This is a genomic window from Pseudomonas promysalinigenes (assembly GCF_014269025.2).
Classification (GTDB): domain Bacteria; phylum Pseudomonadota; class Gammaproteobacteria; order Pseudomonadales; family Pseudomonadaceae; genus Aquipseudomonas; species Aquipseudomonas promysalinigenes.
The window spans coordinates 4857897-4883495 of the sequence record NZ_CP077094.1 but is presented as its reverse complement, the minus strand read 5'-3'; the positions used below and the strand labels follow the sequence as shown (position 1 = coordinate 4883495).

The 25599-nt window shown below is 61.6% G+C and carries 25 protein-coding genes, 1 other RNA gene and 1 pseudogene; 18 read left to right on the top strand and 9 right to left on the bottom strand.

What is annotated here, in order from left to right:
• The first annotated feature begins 91 nt into the window (after positions 1-91).
• Complete coding sequence (locus HU725_RS22095) at positions 92-544, top strand: YaiI/YqxD family protein (protein WP_060477194.1); 453 nt, start codon at positions 92-94, stop codon at positions 542-544.
• Here HU725_RS22095 and elbB read toward each other — a convergent pair whose 3' ends face one another.
• Positions 545-1210 (bottom strand): isoprenoid biosynthesis glyoxalase ElbB, encoded by a 666-nt coding sequence (gene elbB / locus HU725_RS22090; protein ID WP_060477193.1) that lies wholly within the window; start codon positions 1208-1210, stop codon positions 545-547.
• A 113-nt stretch (positions 1211-1323) separates the two neighbouring features.
• Between elbB and HU725_RS22950 the strand changes: the two are divergent.
• Positions 1324-1950, top strand: a pseudogene (locus HU725_RS22950) (sterol desaturase family protein); the annotation flags it as partial.
• A 501-nt stretch (positions 1951-2451) separates the two neighbouring features.
• Here HU725_RS22950 and HU725_RS22080 read toward each other — a convergent pair.
• Positions 2452-3096, bottom strand: a complete 645-nt coding sequence (locus tag HU725_RS22080) for a DedA family protein (protein WP_186476194.1) — start codon at positions 3094-3096, stop codon at positions 2452-2454.
• 213 nt (positions 3097-3309) lie between these two features.
• Between HU725_RS22080 and ppk1 the strand changes: the two genes are divergently transcribed.
• Positions 3310-5541: a polyphosphate kinase 1 gene (gene ppk1 / locus HU725_RS22075; RefSeq protein ID WP_060477190.1), complete on the top strand. Its 2232-nt coding sequence runs from the start codon at positions 3310-3312 to the stop codon at positions 5539-5541.
• Here ppk1 and ppx read toward each other — a convergent pair.
• Entirely contained in the window at positions 5528-7030 is a 1503-nt protein-coding gene (ppx, locus tag HU725_RS22070) for an exopolyphosphatase (RefSeq protein WP_186476195.1), read from the bottom strand. The two genes, ppk1 and ppx, sit on opposite strands and share 14 nt — an antisense overlap.
• 241 nt (positions 7031-7271) lie before the next feature.
• Between ppx and trxA the strand changes: the two genes are divergently transcribed.
• The 5 genes from trxA to HU725_RS22045 all read left to right on the top strand — a co-directional run bounded on the left by trxA (position 7272) and on the right by HU725_RS22045 (position 12649).
• Entirely contained in the window at positions 7272-7601 is a 330-nt protein-coding gene (trxA, locus tag HU725_RS22065; RefSeq protein ID WP_016392405.1) for a thioredoxin TrxA, read from the top strand.
• Positions 7602-7830: 229 nt separating this feature from the next.
• Positions 7831-9090: a transcription termination factor Rho gene (gene rho, locus HU725_RS22060; RefSeq protein ID WP_003253661.1), complete on the top strand. Its 1260-nt coding sequence runs from the start codon at positions 7831-7833 to the stop codon at positions 9088-9090.
• A gap of 218 nt (positions 9091-9308) precedes the next feature.
• Positions 9309-10775, top strand: coding sequence for a 4-hydroxy-3-polyprenylbenzoate decarboxylase (gene ubiD / locus HU725_RS22055; protein WP_060477187.1), 1467 nt, complete (start codon positions 9309-9311; stop codon positions 10773-10775).
• Positions 10775-11743, top strand: a complete 969-nt coding sequence (locus tag HU725_RS22050) for a CDP-6-deoxy-delta-3,4-glucoseen reductase (RefSeq protein ID WP_060477186.1) — start codon at positions 10775-10777, stop codon at positions 11741-11743. Before ubiD ends, HU725_RS22050 begins: the two co-directional genes overlap by 1 nt.
• Positions 11744-11989: 246 nt before the next feature.
• The gene (locus HU725_RS22045; RefSeq protein ID WP_060477185.1) at positions 11990-12649 is read left to right on the top strand and encodes a gamma-glutamylcyclotransferase; all 660 of its coding nucleotides are present in this window, start codon (positions 11990-11992) and stop codon (positions 12647-12649) included.
• A gap of 86 nt (positions 12650-12735) precedes the next feature.
• Here HU725_RS22045 and HU725_RS22040 read toward each other — a convergent pair whose 3' ends face one another.
• Positions 12736-13713: an NADPH:quinone oxidoreductase family protein gene (locus HU725_RS22040; protein ID WP_186476196.1), complete on the bottom strand. Its 978-nt coding sequence runs from the start codon at positions 13711-13713 to the stop codon at positions 12736-12738.
• 157 nt (positions 13714-13870) lie between these two features.
• Here HU725_RS22040 and HU725_RS22035 point away from each other — a divergent pair, with 157 nt between their 5' ends.
• Positions 13871-14275 carry a flagellar basal body-associated protein FliL gene (locus HU725_RS22035; RefSeq protein WP_060477183.1) on the top strand — a complete coding sequence of 135 codons (405 nt, stop codon included), beginning with the start codon at positions 13871-13873 and terminating at the stop codon, positions 14273-14275.
• A gap of 93 nt (positions 14276-14368) precedes the next feature.
• Here HU725_RS22035 and HU725_RS22030 read toward each other — a convergent pair whose 3' ends face one another.
• Complete coding sequence (locus tag HU725_RS22030) at positions 14369-14821, bottom strand: EVE domain-containing protein (RefSeq protein ID WP_186476197.1); 453 nt, start codon at positions 14819-14821, stop codon at positions 14369-14371.
• Between the two features lie 178 nt (positions 14822-14999).
• Between HU725_RS22030 and HU725_RS22025 the strand changes: the two genes are divergently transcribed.
• Positions 15000-15149: a hypothetical protein gene (locus HU725_RS22025; protein ID WP_186476198.1), complete on the top strand. Its 150-nt coding sequence runs from the start codon at positions 15000-15002 to the stop codon at positions 15147-15149.
• Between the two features lie 18 nt (positions 15150-15167).
• Here HU725_RS22025 and HU725_RS22020 read toward each other — a convergent pair whose 3' ends face one another.
• The 4 genes from HU725_RS22020 to HU725_RS22005 all read right to left on the bottom strand — a co-directional run bounded on the left by HU725_RS22020 (position 15168) and on the right by HU725_RS22005 (position 16529).
• Complete coding sequence (locus HU725_RS22020) at positions 15168-15776, bottom strand: 5-formyltetrahydrofolate cyclo-ligase (protein ID WP_186476199.1); 609 nt, start codon at positions 15774-15776, stop codon at positions 15168-15170.
• 56 nt (positions 15777-15832) lie between these two features.
• A non-coding RNA gene (gene ssrS / locus HU725_RS22015) (6S RNA) lies at positions 15833-16012 on the bottom strand.
• 17 nt (positions 16013-16029) lie between these two features.
• Positions 16030-16350, bottom strand: a complete 321-nt coding sequence (locus HU725_RS22010) for a cell division protein ZapA (RefSeq protein WP_060477180.1) — start codon at positions 16348-16350, stop codon at positions 16030-16032.
• Entirely contained in the window at positions 16347-16529 is a 183-nt protein-coding gene (locus HU725_RS22005; RefSeq protein WP_029886233.1) for a TIGR02449 family protein, read from the bottom strand. The genes HU725_RS22010 and HU725_RS22005 overlap by 4 nt, the downstream gene beginning before the upstream one ends.
• Positions 16530-16710: 181 nt before the next feature.
• Between HU725_RS22005 and HU725_RS22000 the strand changes: the two genes are divergently transcribed.
• From HU725_RS22000 to gcvT, 8 genes are all read left to right on the top strand, one after another.
• The gene (locus HU725_RS22000) at positions 16711-17265 is read left to right on the top strand and encodes a YecA/YgfB family protein (protein WP_060477179.1); all 555 of its coding nucleotides are present in this window, start codon (positions 16711-16713) and stop codon (positions 17263-17265) included.
• A 22-nt stretch (positions 17266-17287) separates the two neighbouring features.
• The gene (gene pepP / locus HU725_RS21995) at positions 17288-18622 is read left to right on the top strand and encodes a Xaa-Pro aminopeptidase (protein WP_060477178.1); all 1335 of its coding nucleotides are present in this window, start codon (positions 17288-17290) and stop codon (positions 18620-18622) included.
• Positions 18619-19818 carry a 2-octaprenyl-6-methoxyphenyl hydroxylase gene (gene ubiH, locus HU725_RS21990; RefSeq protein WP_186476200.1) on the top strand — a complete coding sequence of 400 codons (1200 nt, stop codon included), beginning with the start codon at positions 18619-18621 and terminating at the stop codon, positions 19816-19818. Before pepP ends, ubiH begins: the two co-directional genes overlap by 4 nt.
• Positions 19815-20297, top strand: coding sequence for a DUF4442 domain-containing protein (locus tag HU725_RS21985; RefSeq protein WP_060477176.1), 483 nt, complete (start codon positions 19815-19817; stop codon positions 20295-20297). Before ubiH ends, HU725_RS21985 begins: the two co-directional genes overlap by 4 nt.
• A gap of 9 nt (positions 20298-20306) precedes the next feature.
• Complete coding sequence (locus tag HU725_RS21980) at positions 20307-21524, top strand: 2-octaprenyl-3-methyl-6-methoxy-1,4-benzoquinol hydroxylase (protein WP_186476456.1); 1218 nt, start codon at positions 20307-20309, stop codon at positions 21522-21524.
• A gap of 117 nt (positions 21525-21641) precedes the next feature.
• Positions 21642-22643 (top strand): extracellular solute-binding protein, encoded by a 1002-nt coding sequence (locus tag HU725_RS21975; RefSeq protein ID WP_186476201.1) that lies wholly within the window; start codon positions 21642-21644, stop codon positions 22641-22643.
• A 113-nt stretch (positions 22644-22756) separates the two neighbouring features.
• Positions 22757-24379 carry an ABC transporter permease gene (locus HU725_RS21970; protein ID WP_186476202.1) on the top strand — a complete coding sequence of 541 codons (1623 nt, stop codon included), beginning with the start codon at positions 22757-22759 and terminating at the stop codon, positions 24377-24379.
• 123 nt (positions 24380-24502) lie between these two features.
• The gene (gene gcvT / locus HU725_RS21965; RefSeq protein ID WP_186476203.1) at positions 24503-25585 is read left to right on the top strand and encodes a glycine cleavage system aminomethyltransferase GcvT; all 1083 of its coding nucleotides are present in this window, start codon (positions 24503-24505) and stop codon (positions 25583-25585) included.
• Positions 25586-25599: the final 14 nt, after the last annotated feature.

Sequence of the window (25599 nt, the reverse complement as noted above, 5' to 3'; positions counted from 1 at the left end):
TGTAGGTTGGCGCTGGTCTAAAAGCATGCGCAGTCCTGCTGGGCGGGTCACCCGCGAAGGAGCTGGCGCAGTCATGAAGGTATCTAAAACAATGCGCATCTGGATCGACGCCGACGCCTGCCCAAAGGCAGCCAAGGACCTGATCGTCAAATTCGCCCTCAAGCGCCAGCTGGAGGTAGTGATGGTGGCCGGCCAGGCCGTAGCCAAGCCGGCCTTCGCGATCGTGCGCCTGATCGTGGTCCCTAGCGGCATGGACGCCGCCGACGATTATCTGGTCGAGCACGCCGTGCCTGGTGAACTGGTGATCTGCAGCGACGTGCCGCTGGCTGACCGCCTGATCAAGAAGGGGGTGGCCGCCCTGGACCCGCGTGGCCGCGAGTTCGATGAACGCAACATGGGCGAGCGCCTGGCGGTGCGTAACCTGTTCACCGAATTGCGTGAGCAGGGCCAGGTCGGGGGCGGGCAGGCGCCCTATGGCGAACGCGAAAAGCAGGCGTTCGCCAATGCCTTGGACCGAATTCTTACCCGCCTGAGTAGGGGCTGATCACTCCCCTTCGTGGGTCAGTTCCAGCACTCGGTCAACCAGCTTGTAGATACCACTGGCTGCTTCGCTGATCGACGTGGCGACCATGTAGGCAGGGGTGGTCACCAGCTTGCGCTGGGTGTCTTCGACGATGTCGTGCACATCGCACTGCTCGTGCTTGGCGCCCATTTTTTCCACAGCCGCTGCGGTGCCTTCGTCATTGCCGATGGTGCAGACCACACCTGGGCCATAGATCTTCGCCGCTAATGCAGGCGAGATACAGATCAAACCGACTGGTTTGCACGCTTCGGCAAAGGCTTCGGCCAGCGCCAGCACCTCCGGATTCACGGTACATTCCGCGCCTTGTACGGCAAAGTCGGACAGATTCTTCGCAGCCCCAAAGCCGCCCGGCACAATCAGCGCGTCGAAGTCCTCGGCCCTGGCTTGGCGAATATCTTTGACCTCCCCACGGGCGATGCGCGCAGATTCAGTCAGCACATTGCGTGACTCGGGCATTTCCTGACCGGTCAGGTGGTCGATCACGTGCATCTGCGCAACGTTGGGCGCAAAGCACTGCACCTGCGCACCGCGCTGGTCTAAGCGCAGCAGGGTGATCACGCTTTCGTGGATTTCGGCACCGTCGTACACCCCACAGCCGGAAAGAATCACCGCTACTTTCTTGGTCATGCTCATTACTCCATTTTCGAGGTGCTAAATGTCCCTTAGTTTGGCAGATGTGGCCATAGGGATTACTGGGGGCGCGTCCTACTCTGTGTGAATGAACTACGAGAGCGTTGCCCATGGATCTGATTCTGCTGGCCGTGCCGTTCTTCTTCGTGTTGATTGCGCTGGAGCTGCTCGCCGACCGTGTGCGCCAGCAAAGCAACTTCACCCTGGCCGACTCGATCAACAGCCTCAGTACCGGTGCGCTGTCCACCACCACCGGCTTGTTGACCAAAGGTGTAGGGCTGCTGAGCTATGCACTGGCCTGGGAGCATCTGGCGGTACTGCGCCTGCCCCAGAACAGCGGCTGGGTGTGGCTGCTGGCCTTCGTCCTGTATGACCTTTGCTACTACTGGCTGCATCGCCTGGGCCATGAACGTAACGTGCTGTGGGCGGCGCATTCGGTCCATCACCAAAGCGAGGAGTACAACCTCACCACCGCGCTGCGCCAGACCAGTAGCGGCTTCCTTTTTTCTTGGATCTTTTATCGGCCCATGGCGTTGCTTGGCGTGCCACCTGTGGTGTTTGTCACCGTGGCGTCGCTGAACCTGCTGTACCAGTTCTGGGTACATACCCGCCACATTCCCAAGCTCGGTTGGCTTGAGTGGGTGTTGATCACGCCGTCCAACCATCGCGTTCACCATGCGCAGAATCCTGCTTACTTGGATCGCAACTATGGCGGTGTGTTCATTATCTGGGACCGTCTGTTTGGCACCTTCAAGGAAGAAGACCCGCACGAACCGGTGGTGTTCGGTGTGACCACGCCCTTGGCCAGTTGGAACCCGTTGTGGGCGAACCTGCAGTTCTATGCTCAACTGTGCAGCGATGCCCGCCGTACACGCCGTTGGCAAGACAAGCTACGTATCTGGTTCATGCCCACTGGCTGGCGTCCGGCCGATGTCGCGGCCGCTTATCCACAGGCTCAGCAGAACCTGGCGTTGTTCCACAAGTTCGAAGTAGCACTGGGCCGGGCGTGGCAGGTGTACGTTGCGGTGCAGTTCTTGGCTTACATCGCTTTGGGCAGCTACTTGATGGAGGTGGCCGAACGCGTACCCCTTGCCGCTCTGGTGTTGGGCTGGGCGCTGATGGCCTTTGGTTTGTTCGTGTTGGGCGCGGCACTGGAAAATCGGCCGTGGGCACTGGGCCTGGAGTTGGTGCGCTTGCTCACGTTGGCGCCGGCGCTATACCTGGCCGCCACCCTGGGGTTAGCGGTGGTCTTGCCCGTGTTCTGGCTGCTTCTGGGCGGCTACTTGCTGCTCAGCGTTGTCGGCCTGCTCTTGTGCCGCAGCGCGGCGCTCGGCGCGCAGGGTCCGAAAGCGCCGGCGCAACCACAGCAGGATGCCCAGCAACAGCAGGGCGCCGAGCACCCATAGCTCGTACTTCTTGATGCTGCCCAGCATGCCTTCGAGGATGGCGCCAAAATGGTAGGCGGCAAGGCCCAGCGCCAACGCCCAGACTGCGGCACCTATACCGTTGAGCAGCAAGTAACGGCGCGGCGAGTAACCGGACAGGCCGATGGCTACCGGCATGACCGTGCGCAGGCCGTAGACGAAGCGAAAGCTCAGCACCCAGATGTCCGGATGGCGACGGATATGCTCCAGCGCACGGTCACCCATGGCTTGCCAGCGCGGCTTGCGCGCGAGGATCTTGCGCCCGTGGCGCCGGCCCATGAAATACCACAGCTGATCGCCAGCGTAGCTGCCGCAAAAGGCCACCAACACCACCAGCTTGATGTCCATGTATTCGCGGAACGCGAGGAACCCTGCAAGTACCAAAATGGTCTCGCCTTCGAAGAAGGTGCCTAGAAAAAGGGCAAAGTAGCCGAAATCCTGCAGGAATTGTTGGAGCATTTTCTGAGGTGCTGGCGAAATGAACGCGCAGCCTACCCCTTCGCGCGCGTTCGGGAAAGTGTCCAAATGTGTCTCGACGTGAACATTTCCTACACAGACAATACCGACAGCTTCAAGTCGCGCCTTGCGCGAAGCTGTCACACAGCCGTCATAATGGACGCTTATCTTGCCGCTCAATTGATCATAGGGCGTTAACGTCCTCAGGAACGTCAGATGAATAATGAAGTGCTAACCCCTGTCGCGATCAAGGACGCCCAGGCAGTCCCCGAAGAGATGATGCAGACCCCGCCGGACCTGCCCGAGGTTGCCGAGCCTGTGGTCGAAGCCGCAGCCCCGGCCGCAGCGCCTGCCCCGGCCATCGCCGTACCAAGCCTGGACGACAGCAGCCTGTACATTCATCGCGAACTTTCGCAGCTGCAATTCAACATCCGCGTGCTGGAGCAGGCGCTGGACGAGTCGTATCCGCTGCTCGAACGCCTCAAATTCCTGCTGATCTTCTCCAGCAACCTCGACGAGTTCTTCGAGATCCGCGTCGCCGGCCTGAAGAAGCAGATCAACTTTGCCCGTGAGCTGGCCGGCGCCGACGGCTTGCAGCCGCACCAGGCCCTGGCACGCATCAGCGAGTTGGTGCACTTCGAGGTGGAGCGCCAGTACGCGATTCTCAATGACGTGCTGCTGCCGGAGCTGGAAAAACACGCGATCCGCTTCATCCGCCGCCGTTACTGGACGCCCAAGCTCAAGACCTGGGTGCGCCGCTACTTCCGCGACGAGATCGCACCGATCATCACCCCGATCGGCCTGGACCCGACCCACCCGTTCCCGTTGCTGGTGAACAAAAGCCTGAACTTCATCGTCGAGCTCGAGGGTGTGGATGCTTTCGGCCGCGACTCGGGCTTGGCGATCATCCCGGCCCCGCGCCTGTTGCCACGGGTGATTCGTGTGCCTGAAGAGGTCGGCGGCCCTGGTGCCAACTACGTCTTCCTGTCGTCGATGATCCATGCCCACGCCGATGATCTGTTCCAGGGGATGAAGGTCAAGGGTTGCTACCAGTTCCGCCTGACCCGTAACGCTGACCTGGCGCTGGATTCGGAGGAGGTCGACGACCTTGCCCGGGCCCTGCGCGGTGAGCTGTTCTCGCGCCGCTACGGTGATGCGGTGCGCCTGGAGGTGGCCGATACCTGTCCGAAACACCTGTCGGACTATCTGTTGAAGCAGTTCAGCTTGAGCGAGAGCGAGCTCTACCAGGTCAATGGCCCGGTCAACCTGACCCGCCTGTTCAGCATCACGGGCCTGGACAGCCACCCAGAGCTGCAATACACGCCGTTCACCCCGGCAATTCCCAAGCTGCTGCAAAATGCCGACAACATCTTCAGTGTCATCGGCAAGCAGGACATTCTGCTGATGCACCCGTTCGAGTCGTTCACTCCCGTGATCGACCTGCTGCGCCAGGCTGCCAAGGACCCGCACGTGCTTGCGGTACGCCAGACGCTGTACCGCTCCGGGGCCAACTCGGAAATCGTCGACGCCTTGGTGGATGCAGCGCGTAACGGTAAAGAGGTCACTGCGGTGATCGAGCTGCGCGCACGCTTTGATGAAGAGTCCAACTTGCAGATGGCCAGCCGTCTGCAAGCGGCCGGTGCGGTGGTGATCTACGGCGTGGTCGGCTTCAAGACCCACGCCAAGATGATGCTGATCCTGCGCCGCGAGCAGGGCGAGATCGTGCGCTATGCGCATCTGGGTACCGGTAACTACCATGCCGGGAACGCGCGGCTGTACACCGACTACAGTCTGCTGACCTCTGACGACGCCCTCACCGAAGACGTCGGCAAGCTATTCAGCCAACTGATCGGCATGGGCAAGACCTTGCGCATGAAAAAACTGCTGCATGCGCCATTCACTCTGAAAAAAGGCATGCTCGACATGATCGCCCGGGAGACTCAGTTCGCCCTGGACGGCAAACCTGCGCACATCATCGCCAAGTTCAACTCGTTGACCGATGCCAAGGTCATCAAAGCGTTGTACAAGGCCAGCCAATCGGGCGTGAAGATCGACCTGGTGGTGCGCGGCATGTGCTGCCTGCGCCCAGGTATCGCGGGGGTTTCCCACAACATCCAGGTGCGCTCGATTATCGGCCGCTTCCTTGAGCACACGCGGGTGTTCTACTTCCTCAATGGCGGCGAGGAACAAATCTACCTGTCCAGCGCCGACTGGATGGAGCGCAACCTCGACAAGCGCGTCGAGACCTGCTTCCCGGTAGAGGGCAAGAAACTGCTGTTGCGGGTGAAGAAGGAGCTGGAAGGCTACCTGACCGACAACACCCATGCTTGGACCTTGCAGCCTGACGGGCGCTATGTGCGTAGCACCCCGACCGGCAACCAGAACCCGCGCAGCGTTCAGGCGACCCTGCTGGAGCGCCTGAGCAACCCGGTCCTCAACGTACGCTGAGGACGAAGCCGACCCGGGTCAGCCACTGCGCCTCGTTGGCGAAGTCGGCCTGGGTCAGCTGGTTCTGTTCCAGCCAGCCTTCGGGGAACACCACCTCAAGGCTGTCTTCATCCGCTTTGAGCTGTACCTTCGGCATCTGTTGAGTTCCCCGGATGTGGTGGAACAGGATGGCGAAGCGCAGCAGCACGCACAGGCGCAGCAACTTGACGCCCTCATCGCCGAGTTCCACGAACTTGTCTTTGGGGATGTTGCGGCGGTGGCCGCGCACCAGCAGCGCCATCATTTGTTGATCTTCCCGCGAAAAGCCTGCCAGGTCGGAATGCTCGACTAGATAGGCGCCGTGCTTGTGGTAGTGATAATGGGCAATATCCAGGCCGATCTCGTGAATTTTGGCCGCCCAACTAAGAAGATCCCGCCAATTACCTTCATTCAGGTCCCACTGCGCGGCGACTTGGTCGAACGCATGCAAGGCTTTGCGCTCGACCCGCGCGGCCTGGCCCTGGTCGACGTGGTACCGCTCCATCAGCGAGTTCAGGGTGCGTTCGCGCACGTCTTCATGGTGATGGCGGCCCAACAGGTCGAACAGCACGCCTTCACGCAGTGCGCCGTCGCAGTGGTCCATGCGTTGCAGTTCCAGGGCATCGAAGATCGCTTCGAGAATCGCCAGGCCCGCCGGGAAAATGGTGCGCCGGTCTGGTTTGACGCCTTCGAAGTCGATCTTGTCGGCTTCGCCCAGCTTGAACAGCTTGCGTTTGACCCAAGCCAGGCCTTCGGCATTGACCTCACCATTGCCCAGGCCTGCAGCCTTGATCGCAGCGCCGATGGCGCGGATGGTGCCGGATGAACCGATGGCCTCGTCCCAGGTCAGGCGGTGCAGGCCGTTCTCGATGCTCATCAGCTCCAGGCGTGCAGCGGTGTAGGCCTGGGCGTAGCGTGCCGGGGTGATCTTGCCGTCGCGGAAGTAGCGCTGGGTGAAACTCACGCAGCCCATCTGCAGGCTTTCGCGCAGCAGCGGCTCGAAGCGCTGGCCGATGATGAACTCGGTACTGCCGCCGCCGATGTCGGCGACCAGGCGCTTGCCGGGGTTGTCGGCCAGCGTGTGCGAGACGCCCAGGTAGATCAGGCGCGCCTCTTCACGCCCGGAGATGACTTCCACCGGGTGGCCTAGGATAGCTTCGGCGCGCTGGATGAATACGTTGCGGTTACGCGCTTCTCGCAGGGCATTGGTGCCAACGATGCGCACCGAGCCTGCCGGCATGCCGTTGATCAGCTGGGCAAAACGCTTCAGGCATTCCAGGCCACGTTCCATGGCTTCTTCACTGAGCCTGCGCTCTTCGTCGATGCCAGCGGCAAGCTGAACCTTTTCGCCCAGCCGCTCGAGAATGCGGATCTCAGTATGGTGGGCCTTGGCCACGACCATGTGAAAGCTATTGGAGCCCAGGTCGATGGCGGCGATCAGAGACAGGTTCTTCGCGGAAGTTTGCGGCATTCTGTGTGTTCTCGGTCGGTAACCCGGCAATCGTGCCACGATCCTTGGCTTACGCCAACGCGCACTGCGCCGGGCCTTGATGCAAGGCAATGTGCCATTCGATGCTATGACACTCGTGTGACAGTTTCGATTCGAGGGGTCTTGCACAACTATAGTTACACTCAATCGTCCGTGGCTTCCTGTAGGGCTTGGGTGCAGCTATCATGGGCCACGTTTTTTGCTTACGACCCTGGAGATATCCATGAGCAGCGATCTGATCAAACACGTCACCGACGCCACCTTCGAAGCCGAAGTCCTGCAGGCTCAAGGCCCGGTGCTGGTCGACTACTGGGCTGAATGGTGCGGTCCATGCAAGATGATCGCTCCGGTTCTGGACGACATCGCCGCCACCTACGAGGGCAAACTGACCGTCGCCAAGCTGAACATCGACGACAACCAGGAAACCCCGGCCAAGCACGGCGTGCGTGGCATTCCTACCCTGATGCTGTTCAAGAACGGCAACGTCGAAGCCACCAAGGTGGGCGCGTTGTCCAAATCGCAGCTGGCCGCGTTCCTCGACGCCCACCTGTGATGTGATGGAAAAGCCCCGCAAATGCGGGGCTTTTCTTTTTCAGAGCACTAGACGCAGAAAAAAGCAAGTGTTACATTCGGCCTCGCACTGCTTCTCCAGTGCCCTCTGCATGCCGTCGCCGAAGCATCCCTAATTCGAATCAGTACGCGATCCTGTCGCCATCTAGCGGCGCGGCCTCATTAAGCCAAAGCTTAATTCTCCCTTCTTACATGATTACGTCATTCCCCTTATGAACCTGACTGAACTCAAGCAAAAGCCGATTACCGATCTTTTGGAAATGGCCGAACAGATGGGCATCGAAAACATGGCCCGTTCGCGCAAACAGGACGTGATTTTCGCCCTGCTGAAGAAGCATGCGAAGAGCGGCGAAGAGATCTCGGGTGACGGCGTGCTGGAGATTCTCCAGGATGGTTTCGGTTTCCTGCGTTCTGCTGATGCGTCCTACCTGGCCGGCCCCGATGACATTTACGTCTCGCCAAGCCAGATCCGCCGTTTCAACCTGCGTACCGGCGACACCATCGTCGGCAAGATCCGCCCACCCAAAGAAGGGGAGCGTTACTTCGCCCTGCTGAAGGTCGACACCATCAACTTCGACCGTCCGGAAAACGCGAAGAACAAGATCCTGTTCGAGAACCTGACGCCGCTGTTCCCCAACAAGCGTCTGAAGATGGAAGCCGGTAACGGCTCCACCGAAGACCTCACCGGCCGCGTCATCGACCTGTGCGCCCCGATTGGCAAAGGCCAGCGTGGCCTGATCGTTGCTCCGCCAAAAGCCGGTAAGACGATCATGCTGCAGAACATCGCGGCGAACATCACTCGTAACAACCCTGAGTGCCACCTGATTGTCCTGCTGATCGACGAGCGCCCGGAAGAAGTGACCGAAATGCAGCGCACCGTGCGCGGCGAAGTGGTCGCCTCGACCTTCGACGAGCCGCCAACCCGCCACGTGCAGGTTGCCGAAATGGTCATCGAGAAGGCCAAGCGCCTGGTCGAGCACAAAAAGGATGTGGTCATCCTGCTGGACTCCATCACCCGCCTGGCCCGTGCCTACAACACCGTGATCCCAAGCTCCGGCAAGGTGCTGACCGGTGGTGTCGATGCCCATGCGCTGGAGAAGCCCAAGCGCTTCTTTGGCGCCGCGCGAAACATCGAAGAAGGTGGCTCGCTGACCATCATCGCCACCGCGCTGGTAGAAACCGGCTCGAAGATGGATGAGGTGATCTACGAAGAGTTCAAGGGTACTGGCAACATGGAGCTGCCTCTGGACCGTCGTATCGCCGAGAAGCGTGTGTTCCCGGCCATCAACATCAACCGCTCCGGTACCCGCCGCGAAGAGCTGCTCACCGCTGATGATGAGCTGCAGCGCATGTGGATCCTGCGTAAGCTGCTGCACCCGATGGACGAGATCGCGGCTATCGAGTTCCTGGTCGACAAGCTCAAGCAGACCAAGACCAACGACGAGTTCTTCCTGTCGATGAAGCGCAAGTAAGCTTACGTTTCAGGCATTGAATGGGGCTGCTGCGCAGCCCTTCGCGGGTGATCCCGCTCTTGCAGCGATAGCACCAGGCCAACTGCCGGTGCCTACCTTGCGGGGGCGGGTCACCGGCGAAGGGTCGTGAAGCGGCCCCAAGTCATTTTTGGCCATTGAATGCTGAACGGCGCTACACTCTGCAACCCCGACCGATACGGCCAACACGAGGCTCAAGCATGCAGTATCGCGACTTGCGCGACTTCATTCGTGGCCTGGAGCAGCGCGGTGAACTCAAGCGCATCCAGGTTCCGATTTCCCCTGTACTGGAAATGACCGAGGTCTGCGACCGCACCCTGCGCGCCAAGGGCCCGGCGTTGCTATTCGAAAAGCCCACTGGCTTCGACATCCCTGTCCTGGGCAACCTGTTCGGCACGCCTGAGCGCGTGGCCATGGGCATGGGCGCCGAGTCGGTCGACGAGCTGCGCGAAATCGGCAAGTTGCTGGCCTTCCTCAAAGAGCCCGAGCCGCCAAAAGGCCTGAAAGACGCCTGGTCCAAGCTGCCGATCTTCAAGAAAGTCGTGTCGATGGCGCCCAAGGTGATCAAAGACGCGGTATGCCAGGAAGTGGTGGTCGAGGGCGATGATGTCGACCTCGGCCAACTGCCCATTCAGCACTGCTGGCCAGGCGACGTGGCGCCGCTGATCACCTGGGGTCTGACCGTTACCCGTGGGCCAAACAAGGACCGCCAGAACCTGGGCATTTACCGCCAGCAGGTGATCGGCCGTAACAAGGTGATCATGCGTTGGCTGAGCCACCGTGGCGGTGCGCTGGATTATCGCGAGTGGTGCGAAAAGAACCCAGGCCAGCCGTTCCCCGTGGCGGTGGCGCTTGGCGCTGACCCAGCGACCATTCTGGGCGCCGTGACACCGGTGCCAGATACGCTGTCCGAATACGCGTTCGCTGGCCTGTTGCGCGGCAACCGCACCGAACTGGTCAAGTGCCGAGGCAGTAACCTGCAGGTACCGGCTACCGCCGAAATCATCCTCGAAGGCGTAATTCACCCGGGCGAAATGGCCCCTGAAGGTCCCTATGGCGACCACACCGGGTACTACAACGAGGTGGACAGCTTCCCGGTATTCACCGTCGAGCGCATCACTCATCGGCAAAAACCGATCTACCACAGCACCTACACCGGCCGGCCACCGGATGAACCTGCCATTTTGGGTGTGGCTCTGAACGAAGTGTTCGTACCCATTCTGCAAAAGCAGTTCCCGGAGATCGTCGACTTCTACCTGCCGCCTGAGGGTTGCTCGTACCGCATGGCGGTTGTGACCATGAAAAAGCAGTATCCAGGCCACGCCAAGCGCGTGATGCTGGGTGTGTGGTCGTTCCTGCGACAGTTCATGTACACCAAATTCGTTATCGTCACCGACGATGACATCAACGCCCGCGACTGGAACGATGTGATCTGGGCTATCACCACGCGCATGGACCCCAAGCGTGATACGGTGATGATCGACAACACCCCGATCGACTACCTGGACTTTGCATCCCCGGTATCGGGGCTGGGGTCGAAGATGGGCCTGGACGCCACACACAAGTGGCCGGGCGAGACTACACGCGAATGGGGCCGAGTCATCGTCAAGGACGAGGCCGTCACCCGCCGCATCGATGAGCTGTGGGATCAATTGGGAATAAATTGATGCAGGTAACGTTGCAGCCGTCCGGGGCGGTGCTGGCGCTCGAACCCGGGGAAAGGATTCTGGATGGAGCGCGGCGGCTGGGCTATGACTGCCCGAACAGCTGTCGCAATGGCAATTGCCATGTTTGCGCCGCATTGCTGGTCGAAGGGCGCGTGCGCCAGGAGGGCCAAGTCCGCGACCACGGCGAGTTGTTCACCTGCATCGCTGAACCCTTGGAGGACTGTGTGTTGCTCTGGGACGGTGTGCTTGCCTTGGGCGAGCTGCCGGTGCGCAAGCTGGCGTGCAGCGTGAGTGAGTGCGTTCAAGTCGGTGGCGATGTGTGGCGCGTTCGCCTGCTAGCACCGGCCGGCAGACCGCCGCGCTATCATGCCGGGCAGTACCTGATGATCGAGCGCGAGGGCGGCAAGCAGGCGGCGTTTTCGCTGGCTTCTGCGCCGCATTGCGGGCGCGAGCTTGAGCTGCACGTGCTGGGTCGTGAAACCAGTGCGTTGCAGTTGCTGGAGCAACTTCAGCGAGAGCGGGTGGCGCGCATCGAACTGCCCTTTGGCGATACTCACTTGGCCGAGTTGCCTGACGGGCCACTGGTGCTGATAGCCGCAGGTACCGGCATGGGGCAGATGCACAGCCTGGTCGAGCATTGCCGCGCTCAGGGCTTCAAGCACCCGGTACACCTGTACTGGGGGGTACGTCGGCCGGAGGACTTCTATACCATCGAACACTGGGCCGAATGGGAGCGTTTGCCCAACTTGTTCCTGCACAAGGTGGTCAGTGACCTGTGCGGCTGGGAAGGGCGCTGCGGCATGCTGCACGAAGCGGTCTGTGAGGACGTCAAGGATCTAAACACCGTGCATGTGTATGCCAGTGGTTCGCCGAACATGGTCTACGCCACGCTCGATGCGCTGGTAGAGGCGGGTATGGATGCCCACCGCATGCGTGCCGATGTATTCGCCTATGCCCCACGCGGCTAATTACCCAAGTTGCAACTAGTGGGTATAAGGCGGTAATTGTTACCGCCTGAGTCACTAACTTTCAACGCATCCTCAACACTAACTCCCAGTCGTCGGAACCCTGCGTGAAACTTGCGCCCGAGGGCTTGAGCATTCTGTCAGTTCTATCCTATGGTTAGTGCAAGCGCCCTTGGCGCGGCGGCGCAGAGCGTCTGTTACATGTCTTTGGCTACGTGTGTAGCACTCGGGGAATAATGGCGGCAGCTTATGTCGGCACTTGAAAGTTTGTCTTGGGGAATCACTTATCCTCCGGCGCTGGACTTTGGCCAGCAATTGTCCCGTGAGCAATTGCTCAACTCCATGCAGATGACCATGTCTCGCCATGAAGGCGGTCCTGTGTGGTTGTTTGCCTACGGTTCACTGATCTGGCGACCGGAGTGTCAGTCCGTCGAGCGGCAGCGAGCCCGCGTGCATGGGTATCACCGTGGGTTGTACTTGTGGTCCCATGAACATCGCGGCACCCCGGAAACGCCCGGCCTGGTGTTCGGCCTGGACCGCGGCGGATCTTGCAGCGGGTTCGCTTACCGTCTGGAGGACAGCAATCTCGATGAGTCGCTGATGGCGCTGTGGCAACGGGAAATGCCCTATCCGGCCTACCGGCCGCACTGGCTCAGCTGCAGGCTGGATGATGGCAGCAAAGTGCAGGCACTGGGCTTCGTCCTGGAGCGGCACTTGCCTTGCTATGCGGGAAACCTCCCGGACACCTTGCTCAGCCAGATTCTGGCCAGTGCCAAAGGGCGTTATGGTACGACTAAAGATTATGTCGAACAGACCCTCAATGCGCTGCGCAGCCACCAGATGCCCGATCGCAATCTGGAGGCCCGGTTCAGGCGCTGCCATAACCTGCACGAACCTATTCGCGGCTAAGGCCGCGCCCACCGGCTTGGCGCTCACCCCAAGCCATGTGCAACGCTCGTGGGAGCGGGTTCACCCGCGAAGAGGCCGGGCCTGCATTACTTGGCCAGCACCACCAACTTACCGACGGCCTTGCGCTGCGCCAATGCTTCGATCGCCGCCCCGGCCTCAGCCAGTGGATAGGTTTTCGACACCAGGGGCTTCAACTTGCCCTCGGCATGCCAAGCGAACAGCTGTCGGAAATTCGCTGCATTGTCCTCCGGCTGCCGCTGGGCAAACGCACCCCAGAACACTCCAAGCACTGCTGCCCCTTTGAGCAGCACCAGGTTTGCCGACATTTGCGGGATCGTCCCGCTGGCAAACCCGACCACCAATAACCGTCCCTGCCATGCAAGGCCGCGCACGGCTTGGTCGAACAGCTCGCCCCCGACCGGGTCGTAAATCACGTCGGCGCCTTGGCCGCCTGTCAGACGCTTGATCTCGTCCTTCAGGCTCGCCTGGCTATAGTCGATCAATTCGTCAGCTCCGGCAGCTTTGGCAATGGCAAGCTTCTCGGCGCTGCTGGCCGCTGCGATCACCCTCGCGCCCATGGCCTTGCCAATTTCCACCGCTGCCAGGCCGACACCACCAGAGGCGCCCAACACCAACAGGGTTTCCCCAGGCTGCAGCTGGCCGCGCTGCTTGAGCGCGTGCATCGAGGTGCCGTAGGTCATGCCAAAGGCCGCAGCGGTGGCGAAATCCATGTGCTCGGGGATCGGCATGACGTTATAGAACGGGACCGCCACCTGTTCGGCGAAAGCCCCCCAGCCGGTCAGAGCCATTACCCGGTCGCCCACTTTGAAGCTGCCGGCTTTTTCGCCCACTGCCGAAATCACGCCTGCGGCCTCACCGCCAGGTGAGAATGGCAAGGGCGGTTGGAACTGGTATTTCCCTTCGATGATCAGCGTGTCGGGGAAATTGACCCCGGCAGCGTGAACATCGAGCAGGATCTCATTCTTCTTCGGTACCGGGCTGGTTGCGTCTTCCAGTACCAGGTCGCGAGCCGGGCCGAGGGTTTTGCACAACACCGCTTTCATCGGGACTATTCCTTTGCGTGTAGTGGCCGATAAGTGTAGGAGGGCAGCTTGCCGGGGCAACGAGCATGCTCGGCCCTGATGGGTCGGCATAAGCCCGGGCTTGGGTTTGCCAAGCATGCTGGGTAAGCTGGCGCCAACTGTTTCTAGGAGCGAATTCGTGAAAGCGTGGATCTTGATGGTACTGGCGCTGATGCTGCCAGCAGCGGCCATGGCCGAGGAAGCCAAAGAAGGGGAGCCGAAGGTTGCCTACATAACCCTCACCCCGCCCTTCGTCGGCAACTACGCCCTCGATGGTGGCCCTAAGCTTCGCGTGTACAAGGCCGATGTAGCCCTGCGCGTGACGGGTGATACGGCGGCAGCTGCGGTCAAACATCATGAACCGCTGATCCGTAACCAACTGGTGGCACTGTTCACTCAGCAAACCGTGGAAAGCATGAGCAACGTCGATGCCAAGGAAAAGCTGCGCCAAGAGGCGTTGAAGCAAGTGCAACAGGTGATGGAGGCCGAAGAGGGCAAGCCAATCGTCGAAGACCTGCTGTTCAATAACTTGATTGTGCAGTAATGATTTTGGCGCTAGCAATCTAGAGCCTGTAAGCCCGGCGCGCCCCCCCGCGCCGAGCTCGCTCGCAAAGCCCCTAAGGCTTGTGAGTCGAACTCAACTGGCCAGTTTAATGATGGCCGCCCATTGCGCTTCGGTCACTGGCATCACCGACAATCGTGTGCCTTTTTGAACCAGCGGAAGCTCCGCCAGCGCATCCTGCTGTTTCAGCAAGCCCAGCCCCAGCACCTTACTGAATGTCTTCACATGCGCTACGTCGACCGCGCTCCATGGATTCTTCTCTTGGTTGGCCTTAGCGTCGTAGTAATGGCTTTCTGGGTCGAGCGCCGTCGGGTCTGGGTAGGCGGCTGCGGTAATCCTGGCAATGCCGGCAATGCCCGGCTGCGGGCAACTGGAGTGGTAAAAGAAGAACTCATCGCCTACGCTCATGGCCCGTATGAAATTGCGCGCCTGGTAATTGCGAACGCCATCCCAGCGAGCCTCACCAAGGCGTCCCAGAGCCTCTATGGAAAGCTCATCGGGTTCGGACTTCATTAGCCAATAGGCCATGGATACTGCTCCTGAAAAGGTTTGAAATAACCTGTTGCATGAAACCGACGGCCGGCTGGCGTCAACGTTTGCGTGATGACTCAGCTTGTCGGAGAATGCGCCGATTTTAACGCTAGACGCTCCGGCGGCACCAAGAAGGTCGCCGAGCCTGAACGTATGCCTAGGGGGGCATTCTTCGATGAATCAACGCAAACCGGATCTACTCTGGATCCTGGTCTTCATCTTCGGTCTTGGCGTCGTCACCACTGGCTATGCCCAAGGGATCTGGGAGCGCAAGCTGGATACCGCCTACCAGGCACCTGTGGACGCAGCCCCGCAAAGTCGCTGAATTCCAGTACTGCGCCACTCAGTGTGGCGCCAGGTACCAGTTGCGGTCGCTGACCGTGCCTTGCAGCGGTACATCCCAACTGGCCTGCGCCAGTCGCTCGACCTTCTGGCACTCATGGGCCAGCCCCAGCAGCAGCGGTTTTTTCCAGCTCTTGCGACGTGCCTGGTAAGCCAGGCTGCGGTCGTAAAACCCTCCGCCCATGCCCAGCCGGCCGCCCACTTCATCGAAGCCGACCAACGGCAAGAGGATCAGGTCCAGCGCCCATATCGGCCGCTGGCGCCGGCGATCAGCCAAGGGCTCGGGTATGCGGAAGCGGTTGCGCTTGAGTTTCTCGCCCTGGTCGAAGCGCTGAAACACCATGCGGGTACGCGGCCAGGCATGCAGCACCGGCAGGTAGGTGCGCTTGCCTCGGCGCTGGGCCTCGCGCAACAGCAGGCGCGGGTCGATCTCACCGTCGTTGGGCAGGTAGAGGGCGATATGCCGGGCGCGTCGGAACAAAGGATGCTGCGCCAGCTGGCGATACAGGCCGCGTGAGGCCTTAAGCTGTTGAGCGGGGGTGAGGGCGCGGCGGGCGGTGCGAAGCAGGCGACGAAGCTGGGGGCGGGTGAGCGGCGCAGTTTCAGTCATGGCACTGGCTATCCCAGTTGTCGAATTGCCCAGCTGAACACTGGGCAAGAAGAATCAGGCTCCCCGATAAGACCGCTATCGGTGTAGCCCTTGAACCCGAAAGTTCAAGGTGGAGATTGCAGGGGGCGTTAAGGCTTTCCGTCGGGCGGACATGCACACCGGCCCCAGCGTGCAACCCCCGTGGTTGTGCGTATCGGCTCAGGGACATAACCGACTGGCGCATCCCCCAGGGAGTGGCGCCAGTATACCAATCTCAGCCGTTTTTGGTACCCGCATCGTCGGACAAAGCCTGATCGACCCGCTCCAGCAGGTCGCGCACCTGTTCACGGCTGGTGCCCGCGACCGGTGCAGCAGTCCGGTCGTCCTGGCGATGCAGCATCTCGTGGGTGATGTTCAACGCGGCCATGACCGCAATACGGTCGGCGCCGATCACCTTGCCGCTGCTACGGATCTCGCGCATCTTGCCATCCAGGTAGCGGGCTGCGCTGACCAGGTTGTTGCGCTCTTCCGGCGGGCAGATGATCGAGTACTCCTTGTCGAGGATCTGCACGGTGACGCTATTGCTTGAACTCATGAGTCTTGCTCCAGGGCCTTCAGGCGTAAAATCATCGACTCGACCTTGCGCTTGGCGATCTCGTTTTTTTCGATGAGGTGGGCGCGCTCCTCGCGCCAGGATTTTTCCTGAGCTACTAAGAGTGCATTTTGCCGTTTTAGTTGCTCGACGCGTTCAATCAGCAACTCGAACCGGCTCATCAGCGCTTGCAGGTCGTTCTCTTGCGTGGGTTGCACTCGCTTCGCTCCGTGGTGAATCACCCGTCGATGATGCCTGTCCCTGCGCAGCGGCGGCCAGTGCCGATAGTCTTGGCGCGCCTGCCGATGCTAGGATACAAGGCCTTCATTCTAGTCAAATGCGCCGTCTGGCGCCTAGCCGACCATGCCTAATACTCAATCGCCCTACGTTGCCTTCGCCATGCTGCTTTCGAGCAATGGTCACCCTGTAACCCCTGCCGAGCTGCACGGCCTGCTGATCGGGCGCAGCTGCGCCGGTGCCGGGTTCGATGCCGAGGCCTGGCTGGCCGATGCAGCCCAACTGCTGGAAACCGAACCTGGTGATAGCGTGCGCAATGCCCTGATCGGCCTGCAGGAGATGGTCAAAGGTGAACTGACCAGCGATGACATGGCGATCGTTCTGTTGCTGCCTGGCGACGATGCCGCGCTGGCTGACCGCGCCGAGGCCTTGGGCCAGTGGTGCCAGGGTTTCATCACAGGCTTTGGCCTGAACGCCGGCGGCAAGGACCTGTCTACCGAAGCCAAGGAAGTACTGCAGGACCTGGTGGCCATTTCCCAGGTTCAGGAAGCCTTGGAAGAGTCCGAAGACGGCGAAAGCGACTACATGGAAGTCATGGAATACCTGCGCGTAGCGCCGCTTTTGCTGTATTCGGAACTGGCCGCGCCCGCCGCGCCAGCGCCAAAACCTTCGCTGCACTGATCAACTGGGGGTAGTTGTGCCCATGAGCCGCATACCCAAGGCCGAATATGCCCGTCGGCGCAAGGCGCTGATGGCGCAGATGGTCCCCAACAGCATTGCCATTCTACCGGCTGCTGCGCTGGCCATTCGTAACCGCGATGTCGAGCATGTGTATCGCCAGGACAGCGATTTTCAGTACCTCAGTGGCTTTCCCGAGCCGGAGGCAGTGATCGCATTGATCCCTGGGCGCGAGCATGGCGAATATGTGCTGTTCTGCCGCGAGCGCAACCCCGAGCGCGAGCTATGGGATGGCCTGCGTGCCGGCCAGGAAGGCGCGATCCGTGACTTTGGCGCGGACGATGCCTTCCCGATCACCGACATAGACGAGATTCTGCCCGGCCTGATCGAAGGCCGTGAGCGGGTCTACAGCGCCATGGGCAGCAACCCTGAGTTCGACCGCCGGCTGATGGAGTGGATCAATGTGATCCGCTCCAAGGCACGCCTCGGCGCGCAGCCGCCGAACGAGTTCGTTGCGCTGGATCATCTGCTGCACGATATGCGCCTGTATAAATCGGCAGCGGAAGTGAAGGTGATGCGTGCCGCGGCAGAAATTTCCGCACGTGCCCATGTACGGGCCATGCAAGCTTGCCGGGCCGGGTTGCACGAATTCAGCCTCGAAGCGGAGCTTGACTATGAGTTCCGCAAGGGCGGCGCGAAAATGCCTGCCTACGGCTCCATCGTCGCCGCTGGGCGCAATGGCTGTATCCTGCACTATCAGCAGAACGATGCTCCGCTCAAGGATGGCGACCTGGTGCTGATCGATGCCGGCTGCGAGATCGACTGCTACGCCAGCGACATCACCCGTACCTTCCCGGTCAGTGGGCAGTTTTCGCCCGAGCAGAAAGCCATCTATGAATTGGTGCTCAAGGCACAGGCTGCCGCGTTTGCCGAAATCGCCCCAGGCAAGCACTGGAACCACGCCCACGAGGCGACGGTAAGGGTCATCACCGAAGGCCTGGTGGCGCTGGGCTTGCTCAAGGGCCAGGTGCAGGCGCTGATCGACAGCGAGGCATACCGCGCCTTCTACATGCACCGTGCCGGGCATTGGCTGGGCATGGATGTGCATGATGTGGGGGAGTACAAGGTAGGTGGCCAGTGGCGGGTGCTGGAGCCCGGCATGGCGCTGACGGTCGAGCCAGGCATCTACATTGGTGCCGATAACCAAGCAGTCGCGAAGAAATGGCGCGGCATCGGCATCAGGATCGAGGATGACGTGGTAGTGACCAAGCAAGGCTGTGAAATTCTCACTTCGGGTGTGCCCCGCACGGTAGCCGAAATCGAGGCGCTGATGCAGGCCGCGCGTAAGGCTGCAGCATGAACCGAGTCAACCTGGCGATCATTGGCGGCGGGCTGGTTGGGGCGAGCCTGGCCCTGGCTCTGCAGGCCGGCGCCAAAGCCCGCGGCTGGAAGATTCTGCTGATCGAGCCGTTCGCTCCCGGCGACAGTTTTCAGCCAAGCTACGATGCACGCTCGTCGGCGCTGTCGTTCGGCACCCGGCAGATCTATCAGCACCTTGGCCTGTGGCAAACCATCAGCCCGCGGGCCGAACCCATTCGTCAGATCCAGGTTTCCGACCGTGGCCGCTTTGGCGCTACCCGCCTGGATGCCAAGGAAGAGGGCGTGCCTGCCTTGGGCTATGTGGTGGAGAACGCCTGGCTCGGCCAATGCCTGTGGCAAGGCTTGGACCGCGAGGTGGTGAGCTGGCGTTGCCCGGCTGAGGTGAAAGCCATGCAGGCCATCGAGGGTGGCTACCGGCTGTCGCTCGACGACGACACCAGCCTGGAATGCGACCTTGCGGTGCTGGCCGATGGCGGCCGCTCGGGCCTGCGTGAGCAACTGGGTATTCATGTGCGTCGTACGCCGTATGAGCAGAGTGCGCTGATCGCCAACATCACCCCAGGACAGGCCCATGGCGGGCAGGCCTTCGAGCGTTTTACCGAGCAGGGCCCGATGGCGCTGCTGCCGCTGCCTGACAACCGGTGCGCGCTGGTGTGGACGCGGCAAGGGATGGATGCCCGGCGCCTGGCCGATATCGACGAGCGCAGCTTCCTGCGCGAGCTGCAAGACGCTTTTGGCTACCGCCTGGGCGCTTTGCGCCAGGTCGGTGCCCGGCACCTCTACCCGTTGGCTTTGATCGAGGCCCAGGAGCAGGTGCGGCCGCACCTGGTGGTATTGGGCAACGCGGCGCATAGCCTGCACCCGATTGCCGGTCAGGGCTTCAACCTGTCGCTGCGAGACGTGCAGTCGCTGGCTGAGGCCTTGTTGGCCGGCCCCTCGCATCCAGGCGATCTGGCGAGCTTGCAAGGCTATCAACAGCGCCAGCGCTTCGATCAGGCCCTGACCATCGGCTTCTCCGATCAGGTCACCCGCCTGTTTGGCAGCAACCAGCCCGTGATGGCGGCCGGGCGCAATATCGGCCTGCTCGGCCTTGACCTGCTGCCGCCGGCCAAAAGCTGGTTCGCCCGCCAGGCCATGGGCCTTGGTACGCGCCCTGACCAGCGGGGCCGCGCATGAGCAACCCGCGCCGGCTGGCACGCCGGGCCCGCATGCTGCGCTGGCTACTGAACCTTTACCCGCCCTATCTGGGTGCCGGTATCCACATCCAGCACATCAGCCCGGACATGCGCAGCGTCAAGGTACGCATGAAACTGACCCGCTGGAACCGAAACTACGTCGGCACGCAGTTCGGCGGTAGCCTGTATTCGATGGTCGACCCGTTCTACATGCTGTTGCTGATCGAGCAGCTGGGCCGCGAGTACATCGTCTGGGACAAGGCCGCCAGTATCGATTTCATCGCGCCGGGCAAGGGCACGGTGTATGCCCAATTCCATGTCGATGACGCGCTGCTGAGCGAAATCCGCCAGCAGACCGCCAGCGGCAAGAAGTACCTGCCGCGTGTGCAGGTCGATGTCCGTGACGAAGCCGGTGAGCTGGTGGCACGGGTCGATAAAATCCTATACGTGCGGCTCAAGCCGCAAGCGAGGCAGGCGTAAGGCATGGAAATGCGCGCAGATGTGTTGATCGTCGGTGCCGGCATGGTCGGCAGTGCCCTGGCCTTGGCGCTTCGCCACAGCGGCCTGGAAATTATCCTGCTCGATGGCGGCCCGCTTTCGGTCAAACCGTTCGATCAGGCTGCCCCGTTCGAACCGCGGGTCAGTGCCCTGTCGGCGGCCAGCCAGCGGATCCTCGAACGCTTGGGGGCTTGGGACGGCATCGCCAGCCGGCGTGTGTCGGCGTATTCCGATATGCAGGTGTGGGACGGCAGCGGCACCGGGCAGATCCATTTCTCGGCCGCCAGCGTACATGCCCAGGTGCTCGGCCATATCGTGGAAAACCGTGTAGTGCAGGACGGGCTGCTGGAGCGCCTGCACGACAGCGACATCGGCCTGCTGCCCAACGCCCGCCTGGAACAGCTGCGCCGTTCGGGTGACCAGTGGCTGCTGACGTTGGCCGACGGCCGCAAACTACGCACGCCGCTGGTGGTGGCTGCCGACGGCGCCCATTCGGCGGTCCGCAAGCTGGCCGGCTGCCAGACCCGTGAGTGGGATTACCTGCACCACGCAATCGTTACCAGTGTGCGCTGCAGCAGCGCCCACCAGGCCACGGCCTGGCAGCGGTTCACCGATGATGGGCCCCTGGCGTTCCTGCCGTTGTCCCGTGACGGCAAGCAGGACTGGTGCTCGATCGTCTGGTCCACGACGCCGGAGCAGGCCGAACGGATCATGGCCCTGGGGGATCAGGCCTTCCTCGAGGCACTGGAGCGCGCCTTCGAGGGGCGTTTGGGGCGTGTGCTGGAAGCTGACCCGCGCGTGTGCGTGCCGTTGCGCCAGCGCCACGCCAAGCGCTACGTCGATGAAGGGCTGGCGCTGATTGGTGATGCGGCACACACCATTCACCCGTTGGCCGGGCAGGGGGTCAACCTGGGCTTGCTCGATGCCGCAGTGCTGGCCGAAGTGTTGGGCAATGCCAGCGCTCGGGGCGAACGCCTGGCCGATGTGAAAGTGCTCAGCCGTTACGAGCGCCGGCGCATGCCGCATAACTTGGCGTTGATGGCGGCGATGGAAGGCTTCGAACGGTTGTTCCAGGACGACCGGTTGCCGCTGCGCTGGCTGCGAAACACCGGTTTGAAGCTTGTGGAGCAGTTGCCGGATGCAAAAGCAGTGTTCGTGCGCCAGGCCTTGGGGTTGAGCGGGGATCTGCCGGAGCTGGCTAAGGCTTGAGGCCGCCGAGGGCCGCGTCCTGACTGCCTGCAACATCCGGTAACTGCTCGGTAGATGAGCTGGATAATGGGATTCACTACCATTTGCGCCTCTCATACGATCCCAGGAGTGCTTTCCATGTTGCCACGCAAGCCCCTATTGGCCGCTCTGGCCCTGTCCCTGCTTGGCGGCACCGCCCAGGCGGCTGATGAAGTGGTGGTGTACTCCTCGCGTATCGACGAGCTGATCAAGCCGGTGTTCGACGCCTACACCGCCAAGACCGGGGTCAAGGTCAAGTTCATCACCGACAAGGAAGCCCCGCTGATGCAGCGCATCAAGGCCGAGGGCGAGAACGGGGTGGCCGACCTGCTGCTGACCGTCGATGCCGGCAACCTCTGGCAGGCCGAACAGATGGGCATTCTGCAGCCGATCAAGTCGGCCACCATCGACCAGAACATCCCGCCCCAGTACCGCGCCTCGTCCCATGACTGGACCGGCCTGAGCTTGCGGGCACGGACCATCGTCTACTCCACCGAGCGGGTCAAGCCGGCCGAGCTGAGCACCTATGAAGCCCTGGCCGACAAGCAGTGGGAAGGCCGCCTATGCCTGCGCTCGGCCAAGAAAGTCTACAACCAGTCACTGACCGCCACCCTGATCGAAAACCATGGCGAGGCCAAGACCGAGCAAATCGTCAAAGGTTGGGTCAACAACTTGTCCACCGATGTGTTCTCCGACGACAACGCGGTAATCCAGGCAATCGCCGCTGGCCAGTGCGATGTAGGGGTGGTGAACACCTATTACTACGGCCGCCTGCACGCCCAGAACCCACAACTGCCGGTGAAGCTGTTCTGGCCCAACCAGGCTGACCGGGGCGTGCATGTCAACCTGTCCGGTATCGGCCTGACCAAGCATGCACCTCACCGGCAAGCCGCCATCGAACTGGTCGAGTGGATGACCGGCGAGCAGGCGCAGAAGCTGTTCGCCGACATCAACCAGGAGTTTCCGGCAAACCCCAAGGTCAAGCCTTCGGACGAAGTAGCGGCCTGGGGTAGCTTCAAGGCCGACAGTATTGCGGTGGAAGTGGCCGGCAAGCGTCAGGCCGAGGCCATTCGCCTGATGGATCGTGCCGGCTGGAATTAAGCCCCAGGCTTGACCACTCCGTGGCCTGTCAGGGCCTTTTCGCGGGTAAACCCCAAGAGTAGCGGTGTACGCTGTGGGGCTACCCGCGAACGATTGCAACCGAGACCATCGCCTTGCCCCACACCCTCCAACGTCGCTGGTACCTTCCGGTCATCCTGACCGCCGCTTTGGTCCTTCTGCCCCTGAGTGTGCTGCTGCTGTCCTGGCAGTCGGTCGACCTGCAGATCTGGTCGCACCTGCTCGATACCCAGATGGCCCGCCTGCTGGGCAATACTGCGACACTAATGCTTGGCGTCGGCTTCGGCGTTACCCTGCTCGGTGTCAGCTTGGCCTGGCTCACCAGCCTGTGTGAGTTTCCCGGCAGGCGTTGGCTCGACTGGGCGCTGATGCTGCCTTTCGCCATACCGGCCTACGTGCTGGCCTTCGTTTTCGTCGGCCTGCTCGACTTCTCAGGCCCTGTGCAGAGCGCGCTGCGCGAGGCGTTCGGGCCTATGCGCCTGCCCAGGGTACGCTCTACGGGCGGGGTGATCATCGTGCTCGTGCTGGTGTTCTACCCCTACGTCTACCTGCTGGCGCGCACCGCGTTCCTGGCCCAGGGCAAAGGCCTGATGGAAGCAGCGCGGGTGCTTGGCCTGACACCCTTGCAAGCCTTCTGGCGGGTTGCCCTGCCGATGGCGCGGCCAGCGATCGGTGCTGGTATTGCCCTAGCGTTGATGGAAACCTTGGCCGATTTCGGCGCAGTGGCGGTGTTCAACTTCGATACCTTCACCACCGCCATCTACAAGACCTGGTATGGCTTCTTCAGCCTGTCCAGCGCGGCGCAGTTGGCCAGCCTGCTGCTGTTGGCGGTGATGCTGGTGCTGTACGGCGAGCGCCGGGCCCGTGGGGCAACCCGCCATGGCCATGAGCGCCCGCGCGGGCAGGCGCTTTACCACTTGCGCGGGTTGAAGGCGCTGCTGGCCAGCGCTTGGTGCTTGCTGGTGTTCGCCTGCGCATTCGTCATCCCGCTGCTGCAGTTGCTGGCGTGGTTTTGGCAGCGCGGTCGGCATGATCTGGACGAACGTTATGTGGGTCTGGTGCTGCATACCTTGTACCTGGGCAGCATGGCCGCCCTGATCACCGTTGGCGTGGCCCTGATGCTGGCGTTCGCTCGGCGTCTGGCGCCTACGGCGGGGGTGCGCGCGGGCGTCGGCCTGGCCAATCTCGGCTACGCCTTGCCAGGCTCGGTGCTGGCGGTGTCGATCATGCTGGCCTTCAGCTACCTGGACAACCACGTGGTGATACCGCTGACGGCGTGGTTGGGCGGTGCAGGCAAGCCATTGCTGTTGGGTAGCCTGGCGGCGTTGCTGCTGGCGTACCTGGTGCGCTTCATCGCGGTGGCTTATGGGCCGCTTGAGAGCAGCCTGGCGCGTATTCGCCCATCGCTGCCAGAGGCTTCACGCAGCCTGGGTGTGGGTGGCATGGGTTTGTTTTTCAAGGTGTATCTACCGCTGCTAGTGCCTGGCGCCCTCAGCGCCGCGTTGCTGGTGTTCGTCGATGTGCTCAAGGAAATGCCTGCCACCTTGCTGATGCGCCCATTCGGCTGGGATACCCTGGCGGTAAGGGTCTTCGAGATGACCAGCGAGGGCGAGTGGGCCCGCGCCTCGTTGCCGGCGCTCACCCTGGTGCTGGTAGGGCTGTTGCCAGTCATCGGGCTGATTCGCCGTTCCGCTCGTCGCCCCGGTCACAGTCACTGAGGATGCCAGCCTGCGCCCATGCGGCTACAATGCGCGGCATTCGCGCGGCGGGTCCTACAAGAAGAGCTGACGATTAAACGTCTTCGACCGCCGCCGCTTCGCCACGCCCGGAAGGAGAAACCCATGGGACAGCGCACGCTTTTATACGACTTGCACCTGGCGCTGGGCGCCAAGACGGTCGATTTCGGTGGCTGGGACATGCCCCTGCACTACGGCTCGCAAGTCGAGGAACACAATCAGGTGCGTAGCGATTGTGGGGTGTTCGACGTTTCCCACATGACGGTCATCGACATGACTGGCGAGCAGGCCACAGCCACATTGCAACGCCTGTTGGCCAACGACGTTGCGCGGCTGAGCAGCATCGGCAAGGCGCTTTACAGCCCGCTGCTAAACGAGCAAGGCGGGGTGATCGATGATCTGATCGTGTATCGCACACATACCGGCTACCGCCTGATCACCAACGCCATCACGCGGACGAGGGTCCTCGATTGGCTGAACGAGCAGGCCGTCGGCTTCAACGCAACGTTCAAGGTTCGCCCGGACTTGGCCATCCTCGCCATTCAAGGCCCCCATGCTCGAGAAAAGGTCGCTGGGCTGTTGAGCCCTGCGCGCGCTGCGTTGATTCGTGAACTGCGGCCATTCGAAGGAGTTGCCGAAGGCGACTGGTTCATCGCTCGCACCGGCTACACCGGTGAAGACGGCCTGGAGATCATTCTGCCAGGTGATGAAGCTGTAGGATTTTTCAACGATCTGGTCGGCGCGGGTATCGCCCCCAGCGGCCTCGGCGCGCGCGATACCCTGCGCTTGGAAGCCGGGATGAATCTCTATGGCCAGGACATTGATGAGCAGCACACCCCGCTGACCTCCAACCTCGGTTGGAGCATTGCCTGGGAGCCTGCCGAGCGCAACTTCATCGGCCGCACTGGCCTTTTGGCGGAAATCGAGCATGGCGTGCAGGAGAAACTGGTCGGCCTGGTGCTCGAAGAGCGCGGGGTGTTGCGTGCTCACCAAGTGGTTCGTGTTGCCGGTATTGGCGAAGGGGAGATCACCAGTGGTAGTTTCTCGCCTACGCTGAGCAAGTCCATAGCCCTGGCGCGTGTCCCCATGGCTACTGCCGACCGTGCCGAGGTCGAAATTCGCGGCAAGTGGTACCCGGTGCGAGTGGTCAAGCCGACCTTCGTGCGCCATGGCAAGATTCTGATCTGAACATTCAACGGCGG